We start from the raw sequence: 24,738 nt of genomic DNA, 5'->3' as shown, positions 1-24,738 counted from the left end.
CGGACATGTTCACCCAGGTGTCCACGAGCGACACCATTCCTGTCATCCGGGCCTTCAGCCACTTCGCCCTGCTGGCCAATCTCGCCGAGGACATCCACCGCGAACGCCGGCGTGCCGTCCACGTCGCCGCCGGTGAACCCGCCCCCGACAGCACCCTGACCGCCACGTTCGCCAAACTCGACGCTGCGCACCTCGACAGCACCGTCGTCGCGGACGCGTTGCGCGGGGCGCTCGTGTCGCCGGTCATCACCGCCCATCCCACCGAGACCCGCCGCCGGACGGTGTTCGAAACCCAGTCCCGCATCACCGAACTGATGCGCTACCGCGAGCGCACCGCCCTGACCGAGAATGAGACGGCCGACGTCGACGTGCGGCTGCGGCGGCAGATCCTCACCCTGTGGCAGACGGCCCTGATCCGGTTGTCGCGGTTGCGGATCCAGGACGAGATCGAGGTCGGGCTGCGGTACTACGACGCGGCACTGTTCGAGGTCGTCCCGAAGATCAACGCCGAACTGCGCGGCGCCCTGCGATCGCGGTGGCCGGACGCGGATCTGGGCCGGGAACCGATACTGCGCCCCGGCTCGTGGATCGGCGGAGACCGCGACGGCAACCCGTACGTCACCGACGAGGTGGTCCGGCAGGCCACCACCCGTGCCGCGGCCACCGCCCTCGAACACCACCTCGGGGAACTCGAGACGCTCGAGCGTGAACTGTCCATGTCGGCTCGCCTCGTCACCGTCACCCCCGCGCTCGACCTCCTGGCCGCGGCGTCGCAGGACGATTCCCCGTTCCGCGCCGACGAGCCCTACCGGCGCGCGATTCGGGGTATCCGGGGGCGTCTCACGGCCACCGCGCACCGGATTCTGGGTGAGGCACCCGACCACGGGCTCGACCTCGGGCTCGCACCCTACGACACCCCGCGGCAGATGCTCGACGAACTCGACGTCGTCGACGACTCCCTGCGGCGCGGCGGCGACGGCACCATCGCCGACGACGGGCTGGCGAACCTGCGGGACTCGGTGGAGGTGTTCGGTTTCCACCTCTCCGGACTGGACATGCGGCAGAACTCGGACGTCCACGAGACCGTCGTCGCCGAGCTGCTGGCATGGGCGGGCGTGCACGCCGACTACCCGTCGCTGTCCGAGGACGAGCGGGTGGAGTTGCTGTCGGCGGAGCTGTCCACCCGGCGCCCACTGACCACCGCGAACGCGGAGTTCAGTGAGCTGACCGCGAAGGAGCTTGCCATCCTCCAGGCAGGCGCCGACGCGGTCCGGACACTCGGTGCGGGCGCCGTGCCCAACTACATCATCAGCATGTGCACCTCCGTCAGCGACATGCTCGAGGCCGCGGTGCTGCTGAAGGAGGTGGGTCTGCTCGATCCCGGATCGGGGGAGGCGCCGTCCTGTCCGGTGGGCATCGTGCCGCTGTTCGAGACGATCGAGGACCTGCAGCAGGGGGCCGCCACCCTCGAGGCCACCCTGGAGGTGCCGATCTACCGGGCCCTGGTGACGTCGCGCGGCGACTCGCAGGAAGTGATGCTCGGGTACTCCGATTCCAACAAGGACGGCGGCTACCTGGCGGCCAACTGGGCGCTGTACCGCGCGGAGCTGGATCTGGTGGACGCTGCCCGCAAGACGGGAATCCGGTTGCGGCTCTTCCACGGTCGCGGCGGCACCGTGGGTCGCGGCGGCGGACCCAGCTACGAGGCGATCCTCGCGCAACCGCCCGGCGCGGTGGCCGGGTCGCTGCGGATCACCGAACAGGGCGAGGTGATCGCCGCCAAGTACGCGGAACCTCGCCTCGCGCAACGCAACCTGGAAACGCTGCTCGCCGCGACCCTCGAGGCCACCCTGCTCGACGTCGAGGGCCTCGGCGACGACGCCGAACCGGCGTACCGCATCCTCGACGAGCTCGCTGCGCTGGCCCGCCGCGCCTACGGCGAATTGGTGCACGAGACACCCGGATTCGTGGAGTACTTCGAGATGTCGACTCCGGTCGCGGAGATCGGGGCCCTCAACATCGGCAGCCGCCCGGCCTCACGGAAGCAGACCACGTCCATCTCCGACCTCCGGGCGATCCCGTGGGTGCTGTCGTGGAGTCAGTCCCGGGTCATGCTGCCCGGGTGGTACGGCACGGGTGCGGCGTTCGAGGAATGGACGCAGGGCGACCCCGAGCGGGTGGCCACGCTGTCCCGCCTGTACGAGAAGTGGCCGTTCTTCCGGACCGTGCTGTCGAACCTGGCGATGGTGATGTCGAAGTCCGACATGGGTCTCGCCGCCCGCTACGCGGAACTTGTTCCCGACGAGGAACTCCGCCGACGGGTGTTCGGCAAGATCGCCGAGGAACACGAGCGGACCATCCGGATGTACAAGGCGATCACCGGGAACGACACCCTGTTCGCCGACAACCCCGGTCTGGAGAGGTCGGTGCACAACCGGTTCCCGTACCTCGAGCCCCTCAACCACCTGCAGGTGGAACTGCTGCGCCGCTACCGGGCCGGGGACGACAGTGATCAGACGCGCCGCGGCATCCAGCTCACGATGAACGGGCTGGCGACCGCGCTGCGCAACAGCGGGTAGCTGGACGGGTTCCTTCGCCCCGCGAGAACTGCGTGAACTTTCTTGCGGGGCGGGGGAACCGAACCGTCCGTCGCTGCGTCAAAACGGGAAAGAGCACGAACGTTTCCGAGACGAATTGGGGCGACGGATGAGGCGCTGCGCGGGCAACCCTGACCATTGGCGCGGGGGAATCGGACGGCGGGGGACGAGCACGGCAAGCCCCCGTCGTGCCGGTCGGATCGTCACCGAATGCCGGGTCACCCGGTCACCGGTCGAGCGGGACCCTCGGTCGCCCGCCGGGTTACCGGCGGACGACGACGAGGACCCCGTCGGATGAGGGCGTCAGTTCGGCAGCCGGGACGCGGCCGACGTGTCGAGCAGCCACCGGGTCGCGGACAGCCCGCGGGCCCCGGACGCCGGGATCTCGACGGGGGGAGCGCCCGCGATGGCGGCGGCGACGGCCTCGGCCTTCGCGTCACCCGACACGACCAGCCACACCTCGTCGGCGTGCCGGACGGCGGGCAGGGTCAGCGTGACCCGCACCGGCGGCGGCTTGGGGGAGTCCGTCACCGCGACGACGAACCGGTGCTCCTCGCGGACCGCGTCGGTGTCGGGGAACAGCGAATTGACGTGTCCCTCACCGCCCATGCCGAGCAGGTGGACGTCGAAGACCGGGACCTGCTTGCCGCCGGCATGCGCCCCGAGTACCTGCGCGTACGCGACGGCGGCCGCCTCCGGATCGTTCTCGTAGATGCCGTCCGCGACGGGCATGGTGTGCACCCGGTCGGGATCGACGTCGACGTGGTCGAGCAGCGCGGCCCGCGCCTGCACGTCGTTGCGTTCCGGGTCGCCGGCAGGCAGGAAGCGTTCGTCGCCCCAGAAGATGTCGATCGCACGCCAGTCGATGTCGCCCGGATTCTCCCGGACCTTCTCGAGCAGGCCGATCCCGGTGCCGCCGCCGGTGAGGACCACCGACGCCGTGCCGCGGTCCTTCTGGGCGGCGACGACGGTGTCGACGAACCGCTCCGCGGCCTTCGTCACCAGCGTGTCGGTGTCGGGGTGGACCTCTACGTGGATGTCACTCATACGTCACCTTCGTCAGCCCGGCGAGTGCGGTCTCGTAGACCTCGTCGGGGTCGAGTCTGCGTAGTTCTTCGGCCAGGCACTCGCTCGTTTCCCGCCTGCGGAGCGCGACCCGCGCATCGGGCTTGCCGGTGCGTGACAGCGTCGCCGTGGTACCCGTCTGGGGGCGGCTGATGGTCAACGCACCACCGTCGGCGAAGTTGATCTCCACGAACAACGGGCCGACCCGCCGGGTGACCGGGACGTCGACGCGGCTCGCCAACCACCCCGCGATCATGTCGACGGCGGGTTCGTCCACCAGTCCGGACACCACCGCCGACGTGATCGGCGAGTGCGGCGGCTGGTCGACGGCCGAGGTCAGGAGCGCACGCCAGTAGGTGATGCGACTCCAGGCCAGGTCCGAGTCACCGGACGAGTACGACGCCAGGCGGCTCTTGATCTCCGCGGCTGGATCCGCGCGATCGGTCGCGTCGGTGATCCGCCGGATCGCGAGCTTGCCCACCGGATCCTCGGCGGGAACCTCCGGGGCGGTCTCCGGCCACCACACGACCACGGGAGTGTCGGGGAGGAGGAACGGCACCACCACGCTGCTCTCGTGGTCGGCGAGTTCGCCGAAGAGGCGGAGCACGACGACCTCCGACGCGCCGGCGTCGCCGCCGACGCGGATCTGCGCATCCAGGCGGGGTTCCGCGTCACGGGACCCCCAGGCGACGACGATGACGCGGCACGGATGCTCCCGGCTCGCCTCGTTGGCGGCGTCGATGATGTCCTCCGAGTACTCACTGTCGCGGGTGCACACCACCAGCGTGAGTACTCGTCCCAGGGTCACCGCGCCGCCCGTCTTGCGCAGCTCCACCAGTTTCTTGTTGACCTGTCCGGTGGTGGTCGCGGGAATGTCGGTGATCATCTACGGCCTTCTCCATTCGCGACCGGTGCGGTGCATCATTTCGTCTGCCGACGGCGGGCCCCACGTGCCGGCCTCGTACGGTTCCGGCCTGCCGTCCGCGGCCCAGTGCTCGAGCACGGAGTCGAGGATTTCCCAGGACAGTTCCACCTCGGCGTTCACGGGGAACAGCGAGGGCTCACCGAGGAGCACGTCGAGGATGAGGCGCTCGTACGCCTCCGGCGACGACTCCGTGAACGCCTGACCGTAGCTGAAGTCCATGTTGACGTCGCGGACTTCCATGCTCGACCCCGGGACCTTCGATCCGAACCGCATGGTCACACCCTCGTCCGGCTGCACCCGGATGACGAGGGCGTTCTGCCCCAGTTCCTCGGTCATGGTCTGATCGAACGGCAGGTGCGGTGCGCGCTTGAAGATCACGGCGATCTCGGTGACCCGACGACCGAGTCGCTTCCCGGTGCGGAGGTAGAACGGCACCCCGGCCCAGCGGCGGGTGTCGACCTCGAGGGTGATGGCCGCGAACGTCTCCGTGGTGGAGTCCTTCGAGAACCCTTCCTCCTCCAGCAGTCCGACCACCCGGGTACCGCCCTGCCAGCCGCCCGCGTACTGGCCACGCGCGGTGGTCTCGTCGAGCGGCTGGGCGAGCCTGGTGGCGGAGAGCACCTTGATCTTCTCCGCCTGCAACTCGGACGGTTCGAAGCTGATCGGCTCCTCCATCGCGGTGAACGCGAGGAGTTGCAGCAGGTGATTCTGGATGACGTCGCGCGCCGCCCCGATGCCGTCGTAGTACCCGGCGCGTCCACCGAGACCGATGTCCTCGGCCATGGTGATCTGGACGTGATCCACGTAGTGGGCGTTCCAGATCGGATCGAACAACTGGTTCGCGAAGCGCAACGCCAGGATGTTCTGGACGGTTTCCTTGCCGAGATAGTGGTCGATCCGGAAGACCGTGTCCTCCGGGAAGACCTCGTTCACGACCGCGTTGAGCTCACGTGCGCTCTCGAGGTCGTGACCGAACGGCTTCTCGATGACCACCCGACGCCACTGGTCGTCGTTCGACTGCGCGAGACCGGCCTCGGACAGCTGCTTCAGGACGACCGGGAACGCGTCCGGCGGAATCGCGAGATAGAACCCGTGATTGCCGCCGGTCCCGCGTTCGCGTTCCAGCGTCCCGAGAGTGTTGGCCAGTTCCTGGAAGGCTGCCGGGTCGTCGAAGGTGCCCTTGACGAAACGCAGGCCCTCCGACAGTCGCTCCCAGACGTCCTCCCGGAACGGGGTGCGGGAATGGTCGCGGACGGCATCGTGGACGATCTTGCCGAAGTCCTCGTCCGACCAATCCCTGCGGGCGAACCCGACGAGAGCGAACCCGGGCGGCAGCAGACCACGATTGGCCAGATCGTAGATGGCGGGCATCAACTTGCGCCGGGCCAGGTCGCCGGTGACACCGAAGATCACCAGCGCACACGGCCCGGCGATGCGTGGTAGGCGCTTGTCCCTACCGTCGCGGAGTGGATTGACCCAATCGTCTGACGCTGCGGGCTCGCTCACGTATCAGCTCTTCTGCCCTGCTGCGCGCAACTGCTCCGCGGTGGCCTCCAGGAGCTCGGTCCAGGACACCTCGAACTTGTCGACGCCCTCGTCCTCGAGGACCTTGAACACGTCGGTGAGATCGATGCCGACGGCGCTGAGCTTGTCGAACACCTCCTGCGACTCGACCGCGGTGCCGGAGACGGTGTCGCCGGCGACCTCACCGTGATCGGCGAACGCGTCGAGAGTCTTCTCGGGCATCGTGTTCACGGTGTTCGGAGCCACCAGCTCGGAGACGTACAGGGTGTCGGGGTAATCGGGGTTCTTGACTCCGGTCGACGCCCAGAGCGCGCGCTGCGGGCGGGCCCCGTCCGGCAGCAGACCCTGGAACCGCGGCTGCACCTCGAAGACCTGCTGGTACGCGGCGTACGCGAGGCGGGCGTTGGCGAGCGCCGCCTTGCCGCGCAGCTCGAGAGCCTCAGGGGTGCCGATCTTGTCGAGCCGCTTGTCGATCTCCGTGTCGACGCGGGAGACGAAGAACGAGGCCACCGAGTGGATGCGGGCCAGGTCGTGACCGGCTGCCTTCGCGGCCTCGAGGCCGTCCAGGTAGGCGCCCATGACGAGTTCGTAGCGCTGCACGGAGAAGATCAGCGTGACGTTGACGCTGATGCCCTCACCGAGCACCTTGGCGATGGCTGGGATACCGGCCTCGGTAGCCGGGATCTTGATGAACAGGTTGGGGCGGTCGACGATCTTCCACAGTTCGACGGCCTGCGCGACGGTCTTGTCGGCGTCGTGCGCGAGGCGCGGGTCGACCTCGATGGAGACCCGGCCGTCGACGCCGTGGCTTGCCTCGAACTGCGGGGCGAGGACGTCGCAGGCGGCGCGCACGTCGTCGGTGGTCACCGTGCGGATGGTGGCCTCGACGTCGGCGCCGCGCTCGGCGAGCTCCCGGACCTGTGCGTCGTAGACGTGGCCCTTGCTGAGTGCAGCCTGGAAGATCGACGGGTTGGTGGTGACACCGACGACGGACTTGGTCGCGATGAGTTCGGCGAGGTTGCCGGACTCGATGCGGTCACGGGAGAGGTCGTCGAGCCACACCGACACGCCTGCTTCGGAGAGCTTCTGGAGGTTGGGGTTCTGAGTCATGGCGGTCTATCCCTTCACGCGTGCGAGTGAGCGCTGTGCGGCGGCGGTGACGGCTTCGGCGGTGAAACCGAACTCGCGGAACAGGGTCTTGTAGTCGGCGGACGCGCCGAAGTGCTCGATGGAGACGATTTCGCCTGCGTCGCCGACGAAGCGGTACCAGGGCATGGAGATGCCGGCTTCGACGGAGACCCGCGCCTTGACCGTCGGGGGGAGGACGCCATCGCGGTAGGCCTGGTCCTGGGCGTCGAACCATTCGACGCAGGGCATGGACACGACCCGGGTGGGGATGCCTTCGGCCTCGAGGGTCTCGCGGGCGGCGACGGCGAGCTGCAGCTCGGACCCGGTGCCGATGAGCACGACCTCCGGTGCCCCGGTGGAGGCGTCGGCGAGGACGTAACCGCCGCGGGAGACACCCTCGTAGCTGGTGCCCTCGAGGACGGGCAGGTCCTGGCGGGTCAGGGCGAGGCCGGCGGGAGCGCGGGTGGCCTCGTCGGCGCCCTTCTCGAGGACCGCGCGCCAGGCGTGGGCGGTCTCGTTGGCGTCGCCGGGCCGCACGACGTACAGGCCGGGGATCGCGCGCAGCGCGGCGAGGTGCTCGATCGGCTGGTGGGTGGGCCCGTCCTCACCGAGTCCGATGGAGTCGTGCGTCCACACGTAGGTGACCGGGGTCTTCATGATCGCGGCGAGCCGCACGGCGGGACGCATGTAGTCGCTGAAGACGAGGAAGGTGCCGCCGTACGGGCGGGTCGGTCCGTGCAACGCGATGCCGTTGAGGATCGAGCCCATGGCGTGTTCGCGGACCCCGAAATGCAGGGTGCGGCCGTAGGGCTGGGCCGTCCACATCCGGGTGGAGATGGCCTCGGGACCGAAGGAGTCGGCGCCCTTGATGGTGGTGTTGTTGCTCTCGGCGAGGTCGGCGGAGCCGCCCCACAGTTCGGGGAGCACCGGTCCGACGGCGTTGAGAACGGCGGCGGACGCCTTGCGGGTCGCGACGCCCTTGGGATCCGGCTCCCAGGTGGGGAGCACATCGGCCCAGCCGGCGGGAAGGTCGCGACCGATCAGACGGTCGAGGAGCTTCTTACCCTCGGGGGCGCGCTGCGTCCACTCGTCGTACTGGGCCTGCCATTCCTTGTGTGCCTGCGCACCGCGCTCGACGACCTTGCGGGTGTGGGCGATGACCTCCTCGGCGACCTCGAACGTCTTGTCCGGATCGAAGCCGAGAGCCTTCTTCACGGCCGCGACCTCGTCGGCACCGAGGGCGGCGCCGTGCGCCGCGCCCGTGTTCATCTTGGTCGGGGCGGGGAAGCCGATGATCGTGCGGAGCAGGATCATCGACGGCTTGTCGGTGACCTCGCGGGCCTTGTTCAGGGCCTCTTCGATGGCGACGACGTTCTCGCCACCCTCGACGATCTGCACGTGCCAGCCGTACGCCTCGTAGCGGGCGGCGGTGTCCTCCGACAGCGCGATGGCGGTGTCGTCCTCGATGGAGATCTTGTTGTCGTCGTAGATCAGCGTGAGGTTGCCGAGCTGCTGCACTCCGGCGATGGAGGAGGCCTCGGAGGTGACGCCTTCCTCGATGTCGCCGTCGGAGGCGATGACGTAGATGTGGTGGTCGAACGGGCTGTCGCCGAGGGCGGGCTCGGGGTCGAAGAGGCCGCGCTCACGGCGGGCGGCCATTGCCATGCCCACCGCGGAGGCGAGGCCCTGACCGAGCGGTCCGGTGGTGATCTCGACACCGCGGGTGTGGCCGTGTTCGGGGTGGCCGGGGGTCTTCGAGCCCCAGGTGCGCAGCGCCTCCAGGTCGTCGAGTTCGAGACCGTAGCCGGCGAGGTACAGCTGGATGTAGAGGGTGAGGCTGGAGTGCCCGCAGGACAGCACGAACCGGTCGCGGCCGATCCAGTCGGCGTCGTTGGGGTCGTGGCGCATGACGCGCTGGAAGAGGGTGTAGGCGAGGGGGGCCAGGCTCATGGCCGTGCCGGGGTGGCCGTTGCCGACCTTCTGCACCGCGTCCGCGGCGAGCACCCGGATGGTGTCGACGGCCTTGGTGTCCAGGTCGGTCCAGTCGGCGGGGTGAACCGGTTGCGTGAGGACGTGGATGTCGTCTGTGATCGACACGGGCAGAAGTCTCCTGACATGGGTGAACGTGGAGCCTGAGGATGCGTGGGCCTCTTGTGCGACTCCAGCCTAGTGTGCGGTCGTATCCGGGTCGATTCGGTTCGCGCATTGCGGCGGTCTACCATCGTTTGTAGTAGACGGCCGGCCGTCGCGAAGGACTTCGGGAGCAGTCGCCGGCATTCGGATGTGGAATTACGCGTGGTGCGAGGAGAGAACGTGCGGACAGGGCATCAGCCGAGCGGACACGGCTTCGGCAGCCCCAGCCCCGCCCCCCGCGCGACCGACACCGGTACGGTGCTGGGTCGCGTCACGGGCAAGGTCCTGGCCTACATCGCATTGACCAAGCCGCGGGTGATCGAGCTGCTGCTGGTCGCCACCATCCCCGCGATGCTGCTGGCGGACCGCGGCAACGTCGACATCGCGCTGATCCTCAGCACGCTGTTCGGCGGATGGATGGGCGCGGCGAGCGCGAACTCGCTCAACTGCGTCGTCGACGCCGACATCGACAAGGTCATGAAACGCACCGCCCGCCGGCCGCTGGCCCGCGACGCGGTGCCGACGTCCCACGCGTTCGTGTTCGGCATGACTCTCGGTGTCGCGTCGTTCCTGTGGCTGTGGTGGCGGGCCAACCTGCTCGCCGGCTGCCTGGTCGTCCTGACCATCGCGTTCTACGTGCTCGTGTACACGATGGTGCTCAAACGCCGGACCTGGCAGAACGTGGTCTGGGGCGGCGCCGCGGGCTGCATGCCCGTCATGGTCGGCTGGTCGGCGGTCACCGGGTCGCTGAGCTGGCAGCCCATCGTGCTGTTCCTGGTCATCTTCTTCTGGACGCCCCCGCACACGTGGGCCCTCGCCATGCGGTACAAGGAGGACTACAAGGCGGCCGGTGTCCCGATGCTGCCGGTGATCGCCACCGAGGAGCACGTCACCAAGCAGATCCTGCTGTACAGCTGGGCGATGGTGATCACGTCCCTCGCGCTCGTCCCCGCCGCGGGCGTCGTCTATGCCGCCGTGACCCTCGTCGCGGGCGCCTGGTTCCTGTTGATGGCCCACCAGCTGTACCGCAGCGTCCGCGGCGGAGCGGCCGTGAAACCGCTCCGCCTGTTCCTGCAGTCCAACAACTATCTGGCCATCGTCTTCGTCGGTCTCGCCGTCGACTCCGTGCTCGGACTGCAGACCGTCGGCAGCCTGCTGAGCTGACCTTCCGCGTCAGGTCCTCAGTTGACGCTCCGCGTCAGGGCCTGAGTTGACGCTCCGCGTCAGGGCACCAGCACGATCGATCCCGTCGTCGCACGCGCCTCGAGGTCGCGGTGCGCGTCCTCGGCCCGCTCGAGCGGGTACTCCGCGCCCACCCGGACCGTCAGCGAACCGTCGGCCAGGGCGGAGAACACGTCTCCCGCCCGCCACGTCAGTTCCTCACGGTTGCGGATGTGGTGCGCGAGTGTCGGCCGGGTGAGGAACACCGAACCGGCCGGGTTCAGCCGTTGCGGATCGAACGGCGGCACCGGGCCACTGGCCGCACCGAACAACGCGACCGTCCCACGGATCCGCACCGACGCGAGACTGGCCTCGAACGTGGACGCGCCGACACCGTCGTAGGCGGCTGCGACGCCTTCGCCGTCGGTCAGTTCACGCACCCGGGCGGCGACGTCGTCGTCGTATCGCAGCACCTCGTGTGCGCCGGCGTCACGGGACAATTGTTCCTTGGCGTCGGAGGACACGGTGGTGATCACCCGCGCGCCCAGCGTGGTCGCCATCTGGGTCAGCAGCAGACCGACTCCGCCCGCACCGGCGTGGACGAGGACGGTGTCGCCGGACTGGATCGGGTAGGTCGAGTGGGCCAGGTAGTGGGCGGTCATTCCCTGCAGCAGAGCGGAAGCGGCCTGCGGGGCGGGCACGGAGTCGGGGACGGTGATCGCGGCCGCCGCGGGGACGACCACCTTCTCGGCGTAACTGCCGGGGGCGGAGCACCACGCCACCCGGTCACCGGGAGCGATACCGGTCACGTCGCCGCCGACGGCCTCCACGACTCCGGAGCCCTCGTCTCCGGGAATGTAGGGCAACGGCCGCGGGTACAGCCCCGTCCGGAAGTAGGTGTCGATGAAGTTGATGCCGATCGCCTCGGTGCGAACCAGAAGATCCGTCGCTCCGATCCGGGGTTCGGGAACCTCCGCCGGTTCGAGGACATCGGGACCACCGAGACGGGAAACCTGTATAGCGCGCATGGATTCAGTTCTACACGGCGAGTGTCGCCGATCGGAGCCTGGCGGACACGACGCCGCTACCGCCCAGTATTCTCGGGGTCATGAGTACCGACACCCACGCGGATCAGGCGCCCGCGAGCCCGGCGCCCTCGCTGCCGTCCCACACGGTCGACGCGATCAAGAAGTTCGTGGCCGAGCACGGCGGTTCCGCCAGTGCCGTCATCCAGCCGATCGGACTCGCCGGCGTCCGCATCACGCTCGTCGGAGCCGACGGCATCCTCGGTGACCAGGTGGTCAAGGATCTCGCCACCGCGAACGCCGTCGTCGCATCCTTCGACGACGTCACCGTCTCGGAGTGGGATCGCGCGATTACCAGCATCGTCACGCCCCGCAAGGGTCACTTCCAGAAGATGGCCGGCTGGGTCGCGCGGCAGACGCGGTTCCCGAAGGCGCGCAACGAGCGCTAGACGCTCGCGGTGTCCGGCTGCGTGACGTACTCGCGGGTGCGTCCCGCAGCCCATACCGCCGCGGTGGCCGCGGTGCACAGCCCGGCACCCGCGACATGGACTGCCACCAGGGCCGCGGGAACGTCCGTGAAGAACTGGACGAGTCCGACCAGCGCCTGCGCCACCACCAGTGCGAGCAGAACCTGCACGCGGATCTTCACCGCGCGGGTGGCGCCCACGGCGTACAGGCCGAAGCACAGGCCGACCAGCAACGCCAGGTAGCCCACCAGCAACTGGGCATGCAGGTGCACGAGCGTGACGATCTCCACCTCGAGGCGCGGAACCACGCGGTCGAGACTCTTGTCTCCCGCGTGCGGTCCGGCGCCCGTGACCAGCGTTCCGGCGGCGAGCACCCCGGCCAGCGCGACACCCGACAGCGCGGTGAGCCACCGCAGCGGGGCGGGGATCACGTCGATCGCCGGCGCGTCGTCGGGTTCGCAGATCTTCGCGTACATCACGGTCGCCAGCCACACCATCGCCATCGACGCGAGCAGGTGTACCGCCACCGTCCACCACAGCAGTCCGGTGAGCACCGTGACACCGCCGATGACGGCCTGCACGACGGTGCCGAGAGGCATCATCCACGCGTAGACGAGGACCTCTCGACGACGGCGGGCGCGGGTGACCGCGAGAACGATCAGAGCCGCGGCCACGACGACGACGAACGTGAGCAACCGGTTGCCGAACTCGACCGCCTGATGGACGACGGCGACCTCGCCGTGCCCGACCGGCACGAAACTGCCGGGGAAGCACTGCGGCCAGGTGGGGCACCCGAGGCCGGACGCGGTCACCCGCACGACGGCCCCGGTGACGGCGATACCGCCCTGCGTGAGGATCACCGCGAACGCGATGACACGCTGCACGGTCAGCGACGGAAGGGGGAGACGGTCTACCAGGCTCAGAAACCCGCGATACAGCACGACGTCGATGGTAGAGGGCCGTCAACTACAGCGTGTCGTTGGGCCGGTGGCGGCGCGCTCGACTCCGTGCTACTCGCCGCGAATCCGCAGGATGCCGGTGACCGTGCCCTGCCAGAAGTCGCCAGTGTCGGTGACGAGTCCGGACATCTGCAGTGTGTCGTTGACCGCGGTGCCGGGGAGTGGGCTGGTGTGCTCGACCGAACCGTCCGCCGGATCGATCACCGCGAACGAGAAGCCGTCCAGGGGCGTGGTGACGTCGAACCCGTGACGGATCACGGTGTACAGCAACCCGTCACCGGTCGAGAGATGGGGTACCGCCGCGCTGCGGACGTCGTTGCTCCACACCTGGTGGCAGCCGATCGGGTCGATGTCGACACGGGTCATGCCGCCGGTGAACGGGGCGTTCGTCGGCACCGCCGGGCCCGCGCCGTCCGGAACCGCGGGATACGGGTAGCCGTACGTCCCCGCGACATACACCGAATTGGCTATACCGATCGGCGAGTTCTCGCTGCCGCCCGGGCTGCCGAGCACCGGAAGGGAGCAGATCTCGTCACCGGAATCGGCGCGGAAGACCCGAAGACTCACCTGCGGGTCGGCGTTGTCGACGATCGCGACGAAATCGCTGCCGGTCGACGGCCCGAAGTAGGTGGGGGTGGATCCGGTGCCGTGGCTGAGTTGCCCCGGCTTACGGTCCGGGCCGCGGTCGTAGTCGCGCCGCCAGTCCACCCGCACCGCCCCGTCGCGGAGCGTGAACTGGTACAGGGCATGCGTCGTCGCGACCGCGGTGCCGGCGGGCGAGGTGGAGATGCTGTTCTGGACCTGTTCGCCCGCGGCCAACGGCAGAGCATGCGCGACGCCGGCGCGATCCACGGCTCCGACGACACCGCCACCCGTGGCGAACCAGACGTTGCCCTGCCAGTCCGGTGTCAGTCCGGTCACGTTGTCACCCGGCGGAACACTGCCGGACAGGTCGACGCGCGAGTCGACGGTGATCCGCCAGCGGCCTTCGGGATCCTGCGAATGTCCGAGGCGCAGTAGCTGACGGTTGCCGTCCACCACGACCAGCCGGTTGTCGTTGTCGAGGAACGCGTACACGCCGCCCAGGAGGCTGCCCTTCGCCAGCGCGAACGTGGCGAGCGAGCTGCCGAACGGGGCCGCGGGGGCGGCGGGATCGATGAGGTGAACGGTCGGGACCTGGCCGGCCACGGACGTGCACAAGGCGACGACGAGCCGGTCGGAACCCTGCAGGAGGGTCGGGCACGCCGACACCAGCGGGTACGCGGACAGGGTGAACGGGCCGGTCCCGGGACCGGGCAGCGGAGTCACGTCGGTGGACCCCGCGTCGCCGTGCATCGTGGACGTGCCGGCGGGTCCGAGGAACGGGTTCGGCGCGGCGGGCGGACCCCACTGCGGTGCGGCGCCCGCGGGCAGCGTGCCGCAGCCGAGGACGGCGAGCAGGACTGCCAGAACGGTGCCGACGCTGCGGACGCACCGGGCTGCGGGACGGCGGATCACGTGAATCGGAACGTCCGGGCCGCCAGGGCTCCCGCGGCCGCACCCCAGACGACGAGGACCACGACGCTGAGCAGATCCACCGACCCCGACAGTGCGGCGTCGAGCGCGTGCGCGAGCGCACCGGACGGGATCAGCCGGGCCCCGGTGTGGAGGAGCCAGGGCAGCTCGCCGGTGGCGAACACCACGCTGCCGACGCCGACCATGACGAACCACAGGATGTTGGCCAGCGCGAGGACGATGTCGGCGCGGAGGGTGCCGCCGAGCAGCAGTCCCATCGCCGCGAACGTCACGGTGCCTACGGCGATGATCACGGCGCCGAGAACCAGTCCCCACGCACTCGGACGCCAGCCGAGCGCCAGCCCGATCGAACCGAGGAGCACCGACTGCAGGGCGACGACGATGACCACGGCGGCGCTCTTCCCGGCGATGATTCCCCACGTCGGCAGGGGGGTGGCGCCGAGCCGCTTGAGCGCCCCGTACCGGCGGTCGAAGCCGACCGCGATGGCCTGGCCGGTGAACGCGGTGGACATCACCGCCACCATCATGACGGCGGGGACCACCTTGTCGACCCGCGACGTTCCGAGGTCGCCGATGGGCAGCAGACACAGGCCGATCAGCAGTGTGATCGGGATGAACATGGTCAGCAGCAGCTGTTCGCCGTTGCGCAGGAGCAGTTTGAGTTCGAGCGCGGTCTGGGCCCGCAACATGACCGCCGCGCCACTCGGGCGGGGGTCGGGCGCGAACGTGCCCGGGGCGAAACGATTCTCCGTCAGACGGTCGCTGGTGCTCATCGTCATCCCCTCAGTTCCCGGCCGGTGAGTTCGAGGAAGACGTCCTCGAGGCTGCGCTGGTCGACGCGGATATCGCTGATCAGGGCATCCAGATCGGCGCACCACGACGCGACCGACGCCACCACCTTCGGATCGATCGGCCCTTCGACGAGGTAGGTGCCCGGTCCGGACTCGGCCACCCGGAAACCGTCGGGGAGGGCTCTCGCGAGGGGCTCGGTGTCCAGACCGGCGGGCGCGCTGAGCCGCAACTGGCCCTCGGCGCCGCGGCTGGTGACCTCGGCGGGCGTGCCCGCCGCGACGATCGACCCGTGGTCGATGATGACGAGCCGGTCCGCGAGCTCCTCGGCCTCGTCCATCAGGTGCGTCGTCAGCAGCACACTGACGCCGTCGCGGCGCAGGGCGTCGATCAGTTCCCACACGAGCAGGCGGGCCTGGGCGTCGAGTCCGGCGGTGGGTTCGTCGAGGAAGACCAATTCCGGCCTGCCGACCAGCGCGCAGGCCAGGGACAGGCGCTGCTGCTGCCCGCCCGACAGCCTGCGGTAGGGGGTGCGACGGGAATCCTCGAGTCCGAGGCTGCGCAGCAACCAGTCGGGGTCGAGGGGGTCGGCCGAGTAGGCGGCGACGAGGTCGAGCATTTCTCCGGCGCGGGAACCGGGGTAGGCGCCGCCGCCCTGGAGCATCACACCGATCCGGGCCCGGACGGCGCCGGCATCCGCGACGGGGTCGAGTCCGAGGACGCGGACGGTGCCGCTGTCCGGGCGGACGAAGCCCTCACACATTTCGACTGTGGTCGTCTTACCCGCGCCGTTGGGACCGAGCAACGCGACCACCTGTGCAGGTTCGACGGTGAGATCGAGTCCGTCGACGGCCCTCACACCGTCGAAGGTCTTCACCACGCCTTCCAGGCGTACAGCAGGTTGCGCCGATCCGGGCGTTCGCGAGGTCACGGGGAATCAGCGTAAGCCCTGGCCTGGTGTGACCCGGCCGGTGCCCCGGCTTTCCGCGTCGGCGTCGTCCCGGGGCGGATCCTGGGTGTCCGGCACGGTCGGCTGCTGCTCCGAACCGACCCGCCACGGCAGCCGGTTTCGGGTGATCACGATCAGCGTTCCGGCTGTGAAGATGGTGGCGATGGCGGCCTGCACGATGACGAACGGCTGGTACTCGCCGCCGTTCGGCATCAGGATGACGCTGACGATGGACGAGAAGACGATGGCGGGGACGCGGAACGCGGGTGCCGTGGCCCAGGCGGCGAGCGGCAGGACCGCCCACAGCAGATACCAGGGCTGCACCACGGGAAAGAGGAGGACGACCGCGCCGAGGGACAGCCCCAGCGCGCCGACCGCGTGGATGCGGCCGACGAGAGTGGCGACGAGCATCCGCAGTGTGATGAACGCCGCAGCGACGGCCGCGATCGGCCGGGTCAGGCTCAGCACCGCCGTCGTGTGGTCGCCGAGGCCCAGCAGGACCCCGGCCAGTCCGGTGCCCAGCCCGAGGAGCGTGGGGATGGACATCCAACTGCGGACCGCGTTCGCAGTGCCGAGGGTGTGTACCCAGCCGATGCCGAGTCCGCTGGACGTGCTGATGGCGAGGGTGACCACCAGGGCCACCCCGCCGAGCAGGGCGGCCGCGGTGAGCACCGCTTTCGGGGTTCCGCCCCATCTCCGGGCGAGCGCCATCCCGACGAATCCCAGTGCGAGGAGGGAGGGGATCTTGATCGTCGACGACAGGGCGATGAGTGCCGCCCCGGACAGCAGGAGGAGGAGAGATTGCCCGCGGATCGGCTCCGATCGTTCGACGGCCCGCAGCGCCAGCTCGATCCCGGCCAGCATGAGGCCGAGCATCAGAGCCTCGTTGTGAATTCCGGCGACCAGGTGGAACAGCAGCAGGGGGTTGGCGGCGCCCAGCCAGAGGGCGCTGACCTCGGCGACACCGCAGCGCCGCGCCAGCCGGGGGAGTGCCCACACGATCATCGCCACACCGGCGAGGGCCAGCAGCCGGTGCAGGAAGATCCCCGCGACGATGTTCTCGCCGGTCAGCCAGCTGATTCCACGCCCCATCCAGAGGAACAGCGGCCCGTACGGCGCCGGGGTGTCGCGCCAGATCGTCGGCACGGTCCGGGTCAGGACGTGATCGACCCCGAGCGCACCGGCGGGACCGATCGCGTAGGGATCGAGCCCGCGGGCCGCGATCTCGCTCTGAGCGAGGTACGAGTACACGTCCTTGCTGAACATCGGCGGCGCGACGGACAGCGGGATGATCCACAGCAGCAGGGTGCGGTCGAGCTGAGACCGGTTGAGGCGACGCACGGCCCCGGACTGCAGGCTGCCGATCGCGAAGCGCCCGAGGAGGAGCCACGCGAGCACGATCATCACGGTGCCGGTCATGGTGAGCGTCAATGCGACGCTGGGGATCCGGGCGGGAAGCCCGATGACGCGAAGCCCCTGGACCGGGTTCTGCAGTACCGGCTGGGCGCCTGCGCCCAGCGCACCCACCGCCATCAGGACGGTTCCGGTGGCGCCGAACCGGCGGATCCCGCGGAGCTGCGCGGTTTCCTGTTCGTTCAGCCCCGCGGTTTCCGGCTCGTCGCCGTGCAACGCGGCCGCCACCGAGGGGCGCGGGGAGCGGCCGTCGATGCCCAGCGCCCGGCGGGCGAGCTCGGCCGGATGTCGGAGAGCGGCGCGAGCCGTGAAGGTCGGCTCCGCGCGGGTCGGCTCCGGGTTCTCGGGGGTCTGCGGCACACAGGCAGCGTAGCGGTGCGCCGAACACAACCGGTTCGGCCAGTATTCCCGGGCCCGGGCGGCACATAATCACAGGTGTAAGGCAGGGCACCCTTAGTAGACCTGCGATCCGAATTCCGTCACACTGGTGTTGTGAAAACGGAAACGACACCACGTGCAACGAAGGAAAGCGCAGTTCACGCGCCTTCCTCGGCGGCGCCTGTCGGAACCGCGTCACCCGTCGCCGTCGGCCATGAAGGCCACACCCGCGCTGCCGTCGTGAAGCTCCTCCTCGAGGAGGGGCCGATCACCGCATCGGAAATCGGAACCCGCCTCGGCCTCAGTGCCGCCGGTGTCCGCCGGCACCTCGACGCACTCCTGGACTCCGGTGAGGCGCGCGAGGCGTCCTCCGTCGCCGTGCGTCACCGCGGACGAGGACGACCCGCCAAATACTTCCAGATCACCGCCAAGGGCCGCGGCAGGCTCGGACACGCGTACGACGACCTCGCCGGTGCGGCCATGCGTCAATTGCGGGAGGTCGGGGGAGACTCCGCGATCACCGATTTCGCTCGTCGCCGAGTCCAGGCGATCGTCGGAAACGTGACCCCGGCAGACGATCAGAGCGCCGAGGGCCTCGAGACCACCGCCGACGCCATCGCCGACGCGTTCACCACTGCGGGATTCGCGGCGTCGACGCGCCCGGTGGGCAACGGCGTGCAGATCTGCCAGCACCACTGCCCGGTCTCACACGTGGCCGAGGAGTTCCCGGAACTGTGCGAAGCCGAGCAGGAAGCGTTCGCCCAACTGCTCGGCACCCACGTCCAGCGGCTCGCGACCATCGCGAACGGCGACTGCGCATGCACCACCCACGTTCCACTCGTCCCCCCGTCCGGTCCCAAATAACAACGATTTCCCGATAGATCCCCTTGTCAGCAACCTGTTCTCCACCGGCGACCAGCCCTCGCCGGTCTCGTAACAAGACTCCGGAAGGAGCTCGCATGACCGTCACATCAGACCAGGTGACATCCACTGCGTCGGCCAACGCCGAGCCGCTCACGCAGGAAGAGACCATCGCGTCACTCGGGCATTACGGGTACGGCTGGTCCGATTCCGACGAGGCCGGTGCCAGTGCGCAGCGCGGTCTGTCCGAAGACGTCGTGCGCGACATCTCGGCGAAGAAGAGCGAGCCGGACTGGATGCTCGACATCCGCCTGCGCGCGCTGAAGACCTTCGACAAGAAGCCGATGCCGAACTGGGGTTCGAACCTCGAGGGCATCGACTTCGACAACATCAAGTACTTCGTGCGCTCGAGCGAGAAGCAGGCCGAGAGCTGGGAAGACCTGCCCGAGGACATCAAGAACACGTACGACAAGCTGGGCATCCCCGAGGCCGAGAAGCAGCGCCTCGTCGCCGGTGTCGCGGCTCAGTACGAGTCCGAGGTGGTGTACCACTCGATCCGTGAGGACCTCGAGGCGCAGGGCGTGATCTTCCTCGACACCGACACGGGCCTGAAGCAGCACCCCGAGCTGTTCCGGGAGTACTTCGGCACGGTCATCCCGGCCGGCGACAACAAGTTCTCCGCGCTGAACACCGCGGTGTGGTCGGGTGGCTCCTTCATCTACGTCCCGCCGGGTGTGCACGTCGACATCCCGCTGCAGGCCTACTTCCGCATCAACACGGAGAACATGGGCCAGTTCGAGCGGACCCTGATCATCGTCGACGAGGGCGCCTCGGTGCACTACGTCGAGGGCTGCACGGCGCCGATCTACAAGTCGGACTCCCTGCACTCCGCGGTCGTCGAGATCATCGTGAAGAAGGGTGGCCACTGCCGCTACACGACCATCCAGAACTGGTCGAACAACGTCTACAACCTGGTCACCAAGCGCACCAAGGTCGAGGCCGGCGGATCCATGGAGTGGATCGACGGCAACATCGGGTCGAAGGTCACCATGAAGTACCCGGCCGTCTGGATGATGGGCGAGCACGCCCGCGGCGAGGTTCTCTCCGTGGCATTCGCCGGTGAGGGACAGCACCAGGACACCGGTGCCAAGATGCTGCACCTCGCGCCGTACACGTCGTCGACGATCATCAGCAAGTCGGTGGCACGTGGCGGCGGACGCGCGTCCTACCGCGGACTCGTCCAGGTCAACAAGGGTGCTCACGGTTCCAAGTCGACGGTCAAGTGTGACGCGCTGCTGGTCGATCAGATCAGCCGCTCGGACACTTACCCGTACGTCGACATCCGCGAGGACGACGTGACCATGGGCCACGAGGCCACCGTTTCGAAGGTGAGCGACGACCAGCTGTTCTACCTGATGAGCCGCGGGCTCACCGAAGACGAGGCCATGGCCACGGTCGTGCGCGGCTTCGTCGAGCCGATCGCCAAGGAACTCCCGATGGAGTACGCCCTGGAACTGAACCGCCTGATCGAACTGCAGATGGAAGGGGCGGTGGGTTAGTGACCACGCCAGAAACTGGTGTCCAGAATCTCGGAGTCGCGGGAGCCGTCGCAGGCGAGAATCCGCGGATAGCGCGGACCGCCACCGGCTCGCCGATCAAGAACAAGGGTGAGGTCTTCACCTCGTTCGACGTCAACGCCTTCGAGATCCCGGGTGGTCGCGACGAGGTCTGGCGGTTCACCCCGCTGCGCCGACTCCGCGGACTGCACGACGGAACGGCCGTCGCGAACGGCACGGTCACCGTCGACGTCGCCGGTCCGGACTCCGTCCAGGTCGAGACCGTCGGGCGTGATGACGACCGGCTGGGCAAGGCCGGCGTGCCCGCCGACCGGGTGGCCGCACAGGCCTACTCGGGTTTCGAGACGGCCACCGTCGTGACGGTCGGCCGTGAGGTCGAGGTCGCCGAGACGATCAACATCACGGTCACCGGCCCGGGCGAGGACAAGGTCGCCTTCGGGCACCTGCAGATTCGGCTCGACGCCTTCGCGAAGGCGACCGTCGTCATCGACCAGCGCGGCAGCGGCACGTTCGCCGAGAACGTCGAATTCGTTCTCGGCGACAGCGCCCGCCTCACCGTGGTCGCCGTCCAGGACTGGGCCGACGACGCCGTGCACGTCGCGTCGCATCACGCGCGGCTGGGCCGTGACGCGGTGCTCCGCCACAACGCGATCAGTCTCGGCGGCGACCTCGTCCGCCTGTCCGCGACCGTCAAGTACGACGGCCCCGGCGGCGACGCCGAACTGCTCGGCCTGTACTTCGCCGACGCCGGACAGCACTTCGAGCAGCGACTGCTGGTGGATCACTCGCAGCCGCACTGCAAGTCCAACGTGGTCTACAAGGGCGCCCTGCAGGGTGATCCGAATTCGGGAAAGCCCGACGCCCACACCGTGTGGATCGGCGACGTGCTGATCCGCGCCGCGGCCGAAGGCACCGACACGTTCGAGCTGAACCGCAACCTCGTCCTGACGGACGGTGCACGCGCCGACTCGGTTCCGAACCTCGAGATCGAGACCGGTGAGATCGTGGGTGCCGGCCACGCCAGCGCCACGGGACGATTCGACGACGAGCAGTTGTTCTACCTGCGCGCCCGCGGAATCCCCGAGGACGCGGCACGGCGACTCGTCGTGCGCGGGTTCTTCCACGAGATCATCAACAAGATCGCCGTCGCCGAGATTCGCGAGCGCCTCGAGGCTGCTGTCGAGGCCGAACTCGCCGCAGTCGGCGTGTGACCCGCGCCGCCGGACCACTACTTCCCATTTCTTCGAAGGATCACAATGTCTACCCCTGACGCTTCCACCCCCGAAACCTCGGTCCTGGAAATCAAGGACCTGCACGTCGACGTCGCGAACACCGACGAGAACGCCGACCCGATCAACATCCTCAAGGGTGTGAATCTGACGGTTCGTTCCGGCGAGACCCACGCGATCATGGGACCCAACGGGTCCGGCAAGTCGACGCTGTCGTACGCCATCGCGGGTCACCCCAAGTACCAGATCACCTCGGGCTCCATCACACTCAACGGTGAGAACGTCCTCGAGATGAGCGTCGACGAGCGTGCCCGCGCCGGACTGTTCCTCGCGATGCAGTACCCGGTCGAGGTCCCCGGCGTCTCGATGTCCAACTTCCTGCGCACCGCGGCCACCGCAGTCCGTGGCGAGGCCCCGAAGCTCCGTCACTGGGTGAAGGAAGTCAAGGAAGCGCTGACCGAGCTGGACATCGACCCCTCGTTCGGCGAGCGCAGTGTCAACGAAGGATTCTCCGGCGGTGAGAAGAAGCGCCACGAGATCCTGCAGCTCGGTCTCCTGAAGCCGAAGATCGCGATCCTCGACGAGACCGACTCCGGTCTCGACGTCGACGCCCTGCGCGTCGTCTCCGAGGGCGTGAACAAGTACAAGGAACGCGAGCACGGCGGAATCCTGCTGATCACGCACTACACGCGCATCCTCCGGTACATCAAGCCGGAATACGTCCACGTGTTCGTCGGCGGTCGTGTCGTCGAGTCGGGCGGACCGGAACTGGCCGACGAGCTCGAGGCGAAGGGCTACGAGCGCTTCACCCAGGCTGCAGCAACGCAAGGAGCATAAACGCAGATGACCACCTCGGTGCGCGTATTCGACGTCACCCGGATCCGGGAGGACTTCCCGATCCTGGCGCGTACGGTCCGCGACGGAAAACCGCTGGTGTACCTCGATTCGGGCGCGACGTCACAGCGCCCGAACCAGGTGCTCGACGCCGAGAGGGAGTTCCTCACCACCTGTAACGCGGCCGTGCACCGGGGCGCTCACCAGCTCGCCGAAGAGGCCACCGACGCGTACGAGAATGCGCGTGCGGCGATCGCCGCGTTCGTCGGTGCCGACAGCGACGAACTCGTGTTCACCAAGAACGCGACGGAATCGCTGAATCTCGTGACTCACGTCCTCGGCGACGACCGCTTCGAGCGGCACCTCGGCCCCGGCGACGAGATCGTCATCACCGAACTCGAGCATCACGCCAATCTGGTGCCGTGGCAGGAGCTCGCGCGCAGCACCGGTGCGACGTTGCGCTGGTACGGCGTCACCGACGACGGCCGGATCGATCTCGATTCGCTCGAGCTGACCGACGCCGTCAAGGTCGTGGCGTTCACCCACCAGTCCAACGTGACCGGGGCGGTGGCACCCGTCGAGGAATTGGTGCGTCGCGCCCGCGCGGTCGGCGCGCTGGTGGTACTCGACGCGTGCCAGTCCGTCCCGCACATGGCGGTGGACTTCCACGCGCTCGGCGTGGACTACGCGGCCTTCTCGGGGCACAAGATGCTCGGCCCGTCCGGCGTGGGTGTCCTGTACGGGCGCCGCGAACTGCTGAATGCGATGCCGCCGTTCATCACCGGTGGTTCGATGATCGAGACCGTCACGATGGAACGCACCACCTATGCGCCGCCACCGCAGCGGTTCGAGGCGGGCGTTCCGATGACGTCGCAGGTGGTCGGACTCGGCGCAGCGGTCCGGTATCTCGAGGAGATCGGGATGGACGCGGTCGCGGCGCACGAGCACACCCTGGTCGAGGCGGCACTGGCGGCGCTCGGTGCCATCGACGGTGTGCGCATCATCGGACCCACGACCGCCGAGGACCGCGGCGGGGCCGTGTCGTTCGTGGTCGACGGAATCCACGCACACGATCTCGGTCAGATCCTCGACGACGAGGGGGTCGCCATCCGCGTCGGCCACCACTGCGCCTGGCCCCTGCACCGTCATTTCGGTGTCGCGGCCACGGCGAGGGCGTCGTTCGCGCTGTACAACACGGTCGACGAGATCGACGCACTTGCGGCGGCGGTGCGGCGCGCACAGGAGTTCTTCGGGGAGGTTCCTGCATGAGAATGGAACAGATGTACCAGGAAGTGATCCTGGACCACTACAAGCATCCCCACGGCCGCGGTCTGCGCGAACCGTTCGGCGCCGAAGTCCACCACGTCAATCCCACGTGCGGTGACGAAGTGACGCTGCGCGTGCAGCTCGCCGACGACGGCACCGTCGTGGATGTGTCGTACGACGGCCAGGGTTGCTCCATCAGCCAGGCGTCGACGTCGGTGCTCACCGATCAGGTGGTCGGGATGCCCGTCGAGCAGGCCCTGCAGACCGTTGCCGCATTCAACGAGATGGTCAGCAGCCGCGGTACCGTCGAGGGGGACGAGGACGTCCTCGGGGACGGCATCGCCTTCGTCGGCGTCTCGAAGTACCCGGCTCGCGTGAAGTGTGCGCTGCTGGGATGGATGGCATTCAAGGACGCGGTTGTTCAGATAGTGGACGACCGGGTCGTGGACGAACGGGATTCGGCCGTTCCGACAGAAGACGGCGAACCAGCTCGAATCGGAGGACAGGCATCATGAGCGAGACGCAGACGCCGGAGGCGGACGCCACGGCCGTACCGGAGCAGGCGACGGCCGACCACGGCGGCGAGACCGCCACTGCCGCGTCGGGTGCGATTACCGACCCGAAACGCCTCGAGGAGCTCGAGGAGGCGATGCGTGACGTCGTGGACCCCGAACTCGGCATCAACGTCGTCGACCTCGGTCTCGTGTACGGAATCACCGAGGAAGAGGACGTCGTGACCCTCGACATGACGCTCACGTCGGCGGCGTGCCCGCTGACCGATGTCATCGAGGACCAGTCGCGGGGCGCGCTCGTGCGCAGCGGTCTGTGCAACGAACTGAAGATCAACTGGGTGTGGCTCCCGCCGTGGGGCCCCGACAAGATCACCGAGGACGGCCGCGAGCAGTTGCGCGCGCTCGGCTTCACGGTCTGACCAGCCCCTCCG

21 protein-coding genes are annotated in these 24,738 nt (G+C 68.6%); 10 read left to right on the top strand and 11 right to left on the bottom strand.

Features of this window, described 5'->3' with window-relative positions:
- The coding region (ppc, locus tag QM693_RS24520) for a phosphoenolpyruvate carboxylase (RefSeq protein WP_283353663.1) at positions 1-2,579 on the top strand (2,579 nt) is incomplete at its 5' end.
- Between the two features lie 321 nt (positions 2,580-2,900).
- Here ppc and pgl read toward each other — a convergent pair.
- The 5 genes from pgl to tkt are packed head-to-tail and all read right to left on the bottom strand — an operon-like array spanning position 2,901 to position 9,336.
- On the bottom strand, positions 2,901-3,644 hold the full coding sequence (gene pgl / locus QM693_RS24515; RefSeq protein ID WP_005564790.1) for a 6-phosphogluconolactonase: 744 nt from the start codon (positions 3,642-3,644) through the stop codon (positions 2,901-2,903).
- Positions 3,637-4,548 carry a glucose-6-phosphate dehydrogenase assembly protein OpcA gene (gene opcA / locus QM693_RS24510; RefSeq protein WP_009480448.1) on the bottom strand — a complete coding sequence of 304 codons (912 nt, stop codon included), beginning with the start codon at positions 4,546-4,548 and terminating at the stop codon, positions 3,637-3,639. The genes pgl and opcA overlap by 8 nt, the downstream gene beginning before the upstream one ends.
- Positions 4,549-6,093 (bottom strand): glucose-6-phosphate dehydrogenase, encoded by a 1,545-nt coding sequence (gene zwf / locus QM693_RS24505; RefSeq protein ID WP_064080808.1) that lies wholly within the window; start codon positions 6,091-6,093, stop codon positions 4,549-4,551.
- Between the two features lie 3 nt (positions 6,094-6,096).
- Positions 6,097-7,221 carry a transaldolase gene (gene tal, locus QM693_RS24500; RefSeq protein WP_283353662.1) on the bottom strand — a complete coding sequence of 375 codons (1,125 nt, stop codon included), beginning with the start codon at positions 7,219-7,221 and terminating at the stop codon, positions 6,097-6,099.
- A gap of 6 nt (positions 7,222-7,227) precedes the next feature.
- Positions 7,228-9,336, bottom strand: a complete 2,109-nt coding sequence (gene tkt / locus QM693_RS24495) for a transketolase (RefSeq protein WP_283353661.1) — start codon at positions 9,334-9,336, stop codon at positions 7,228-7,230.
- A 216-nt stretch (positions 9,337-9,552) separates the two neighbouring features.
- On the opposite strand from tkt, the gene QM693_RS24490 reads away from it, so the two are divergent.
- Positions 9,553-10,536 (top strand): heme o synthase, encoded by a 984-nt coding sequence (locus QM693_RS24490; protein ID WP_280782156.1) that lies wholly within the window; start codon positions 9,553-9,555, stop codon positions 10,534-10,536.
- 59 nt (positions 10,537-10,595) lie between these two features.
- On the opposite strand, the gene QM693_RS24485 is transcribed toward QM693_RS24490, so the two are convergent.
- A complete protein-coding gene (locus QM693_RS24485) occupies positions 10,596-11,561 on the bottom strand; it encodes a quinone oxidoreductase family protein (protein WP_283332357.1) in 966 nt (321 codons plus the stop codon).
- A gap of 80 nt (positions 11,562-11,641) precedes the next feature.
- On the opposite strand from QM693_RS24485, the gene QM693_RS24480 reads away from it, so the two are divergent.
- The gene (locus QM693_RS24480; protein WP_005565772.1) at positions 11,642-12,007 is read left to right on the top strand and encodes a hypothetical protein; all 366 of its coding nucleotides are present in this window, start codon (positions 11,642-11,644) and stop codon (positions 12,005-12,007) included.
- Here the strand turns inward: QM693_RS24480 and QM693_RS24475 are convergent.
- The 5 genes from QM693_RS24475 to mptB all read right to left on the bottom strand — a co-directional run bounded on the left by QM693_RS24475 (position 12,004) and on the right by mptB (position 18,010).
- On the bottom strand, positions 12,004-12,966 hold the full coding sequence (locus QM693_RS24475; protein WP_283353660.1) for a COX15/CtaA family protein: 963 nt from the start codon (positions 12,964-12,966) through the stop codon (positions 12,004-12,006). The two genes, QM693_RS24480 and QM693_RS24475, sit on opposite strands and share 4 nt — an antisense overlap.
- A 69-nt stretch (positions 12,967-13,035) precedes the next feature.
- On the bottom strand, positions 13,036-14,481 hold the full coding sequence (locus QM693_RS24470) for a hypothetical protein (protein ID WP_283353659.1): 1,446 nt from the start codon (positions 14,479-14,481) through the stop codon (positions 13,036-13,038).
- Positions 14,478-15,278: an ABC transporter permease gene (locus QM693_RS24465; RefSeq protein WP_283353658.1), complete on the bottom strand. Its 801-nt coding sequence runs from the start codon at positions 15,276-15,278 to the stop codon at positions 14,478-14,480. Before QM693_RS24465 ends, QM693_RS24470 begins: the two co-directional genes overlap by 4 nt.
- Entirely contained in the window at positions 15,275-16,219 is a 945-nt protein-coding gene (locus QM693_RS24460; protein ID WP_037203409.1) for an ABC transporter ATP-binding protein, read from the bottom strand. The genes QM693_RS24465 and QM693_RS24460 overlap by 4 nt, the downstream gene beginning before the upstream one ends.
- Positions 16,220-16,225: 6 nt before the next feature.
- Positions 16,226-18,010, bottom strand: coding sequence for a polyprenol phosphomannose-dependent alpha 1,6 mannosyltransferase MptB (mptB, locus tag QM693_RS24455; protein WP_502942667.1), 1,785 nt, complete (start codon positions 18,008-18,010; stop codon positions 16,226-16,228).
- Positions 18,011-18,142: 132 nt separating this feature from the next.
- Between mptB and QM693_RS24450 the strand changes: the two genes are divergently transcribed.
- The 7 genes from QM693_RS24450 (at position 18,143) to QM693_RS24420 (ending at position 24,726) form a co-directional block, all read left to right on the top strand.
- Positions 18,143-18,892, top strand: a complete 750-nt coding sequence (locus tag QM693_RS24450) for a helix-turn-helix transcriptional regulator (protein ID WP_283353657.1) — start codon at positions 18,143-18,145, stop codon at positions 18,890-18,892.
- Positions 18,893-18,987: 95 nt separating this feature from the next.
- On the top strand, positions 18,988-20,448 hold the full coding sequence (gene sufB / locus QM693_RS24445) for a Fe-S cluster assembly protein SufB (protein WP_009480461.1): 1,461 nt from the start codon (positions 18,988-18,990) through the stop codon (positions 20,446-20,448).
- On the top strand, positions 20,448-21,677 hold the full coding sequence (sufD, locus tag QM693_RS24440) for a Fe-S cluster assembly protein SufD (protein ID WP_280782151.1): 1,230 nt from the start codon (positions 20,448-20,450) through the stop codon (positions 21,675-21,677). The genes sufB and sufD overlap by 1 nt, the downstream gene beginning before the upstream one ends.
- 45 nt (positions 21,678-21,722) lie before the next feature.
- Positions 21,723-22,532, top strand: a complete 810-nt coding sequence (sufC, locus tag QM693_RS24435; RefSeq protein WP_280782150.1) for a Fe-S cluster assembly ATPase SufC — start codon at positions 21,723-21,725, stop codon at positions 22,530-22,532.
- Between the two features lie 6 nt (positions 22,533-22,538).
- The gene (locus QM693_RS24430) at positions 22,539-23,798 is read left to right on the top strand and encodes a cysteine desulfurase (protein WP_105418540.1); all 1,260 of its coding nucleotides are present in this window, start codon (positions 22,539-22,541) and stop codon (positions 23,796-23,798) included.
- Positions 23,795-24,310 (top strand): Fe-S cluster assembly sulfur transfer protein SufU, encoded by a 516-nt coding sequence (gene sufU, locus QM693_RS24425; protein WP_283332362.1) that lies wholly within the window; start codon positions 23,795-23,797, stop codon positions 24,308-24,310. Before QM693_RS24430 ends, sufU begins: the two co-directional genes overlap by 4 nt.
- Positions 24,307-24,726, top strand: coding sequence for a metal-sulfur cluster assembly factor (locus QM693_RS24420; protein WP_280782148.1), 420 nt, complete (start codon positions 24,307-24,309; stop codon positions 24,724-24,726). Before sufU ends, QM693_RS24420 begins: the two co-directional genes overlap by 4 nt.
- Positions 24,727-24,738 lie beyond the last annotated feature (12 nt).

This window comes from Rhodococcus sp. IEGM 1305 (assembly GCF_030058635.1).
GTDB lineage: Bacteria > Actinomycetota > Actinomycetes > Mycobacteriales > Mycobacteriaceae > Rhodococcus_F > Rhodococcus_F opacus_D.
This window is presented reverse-complemented; position numbering and strand designations above follow the sequence as displayed.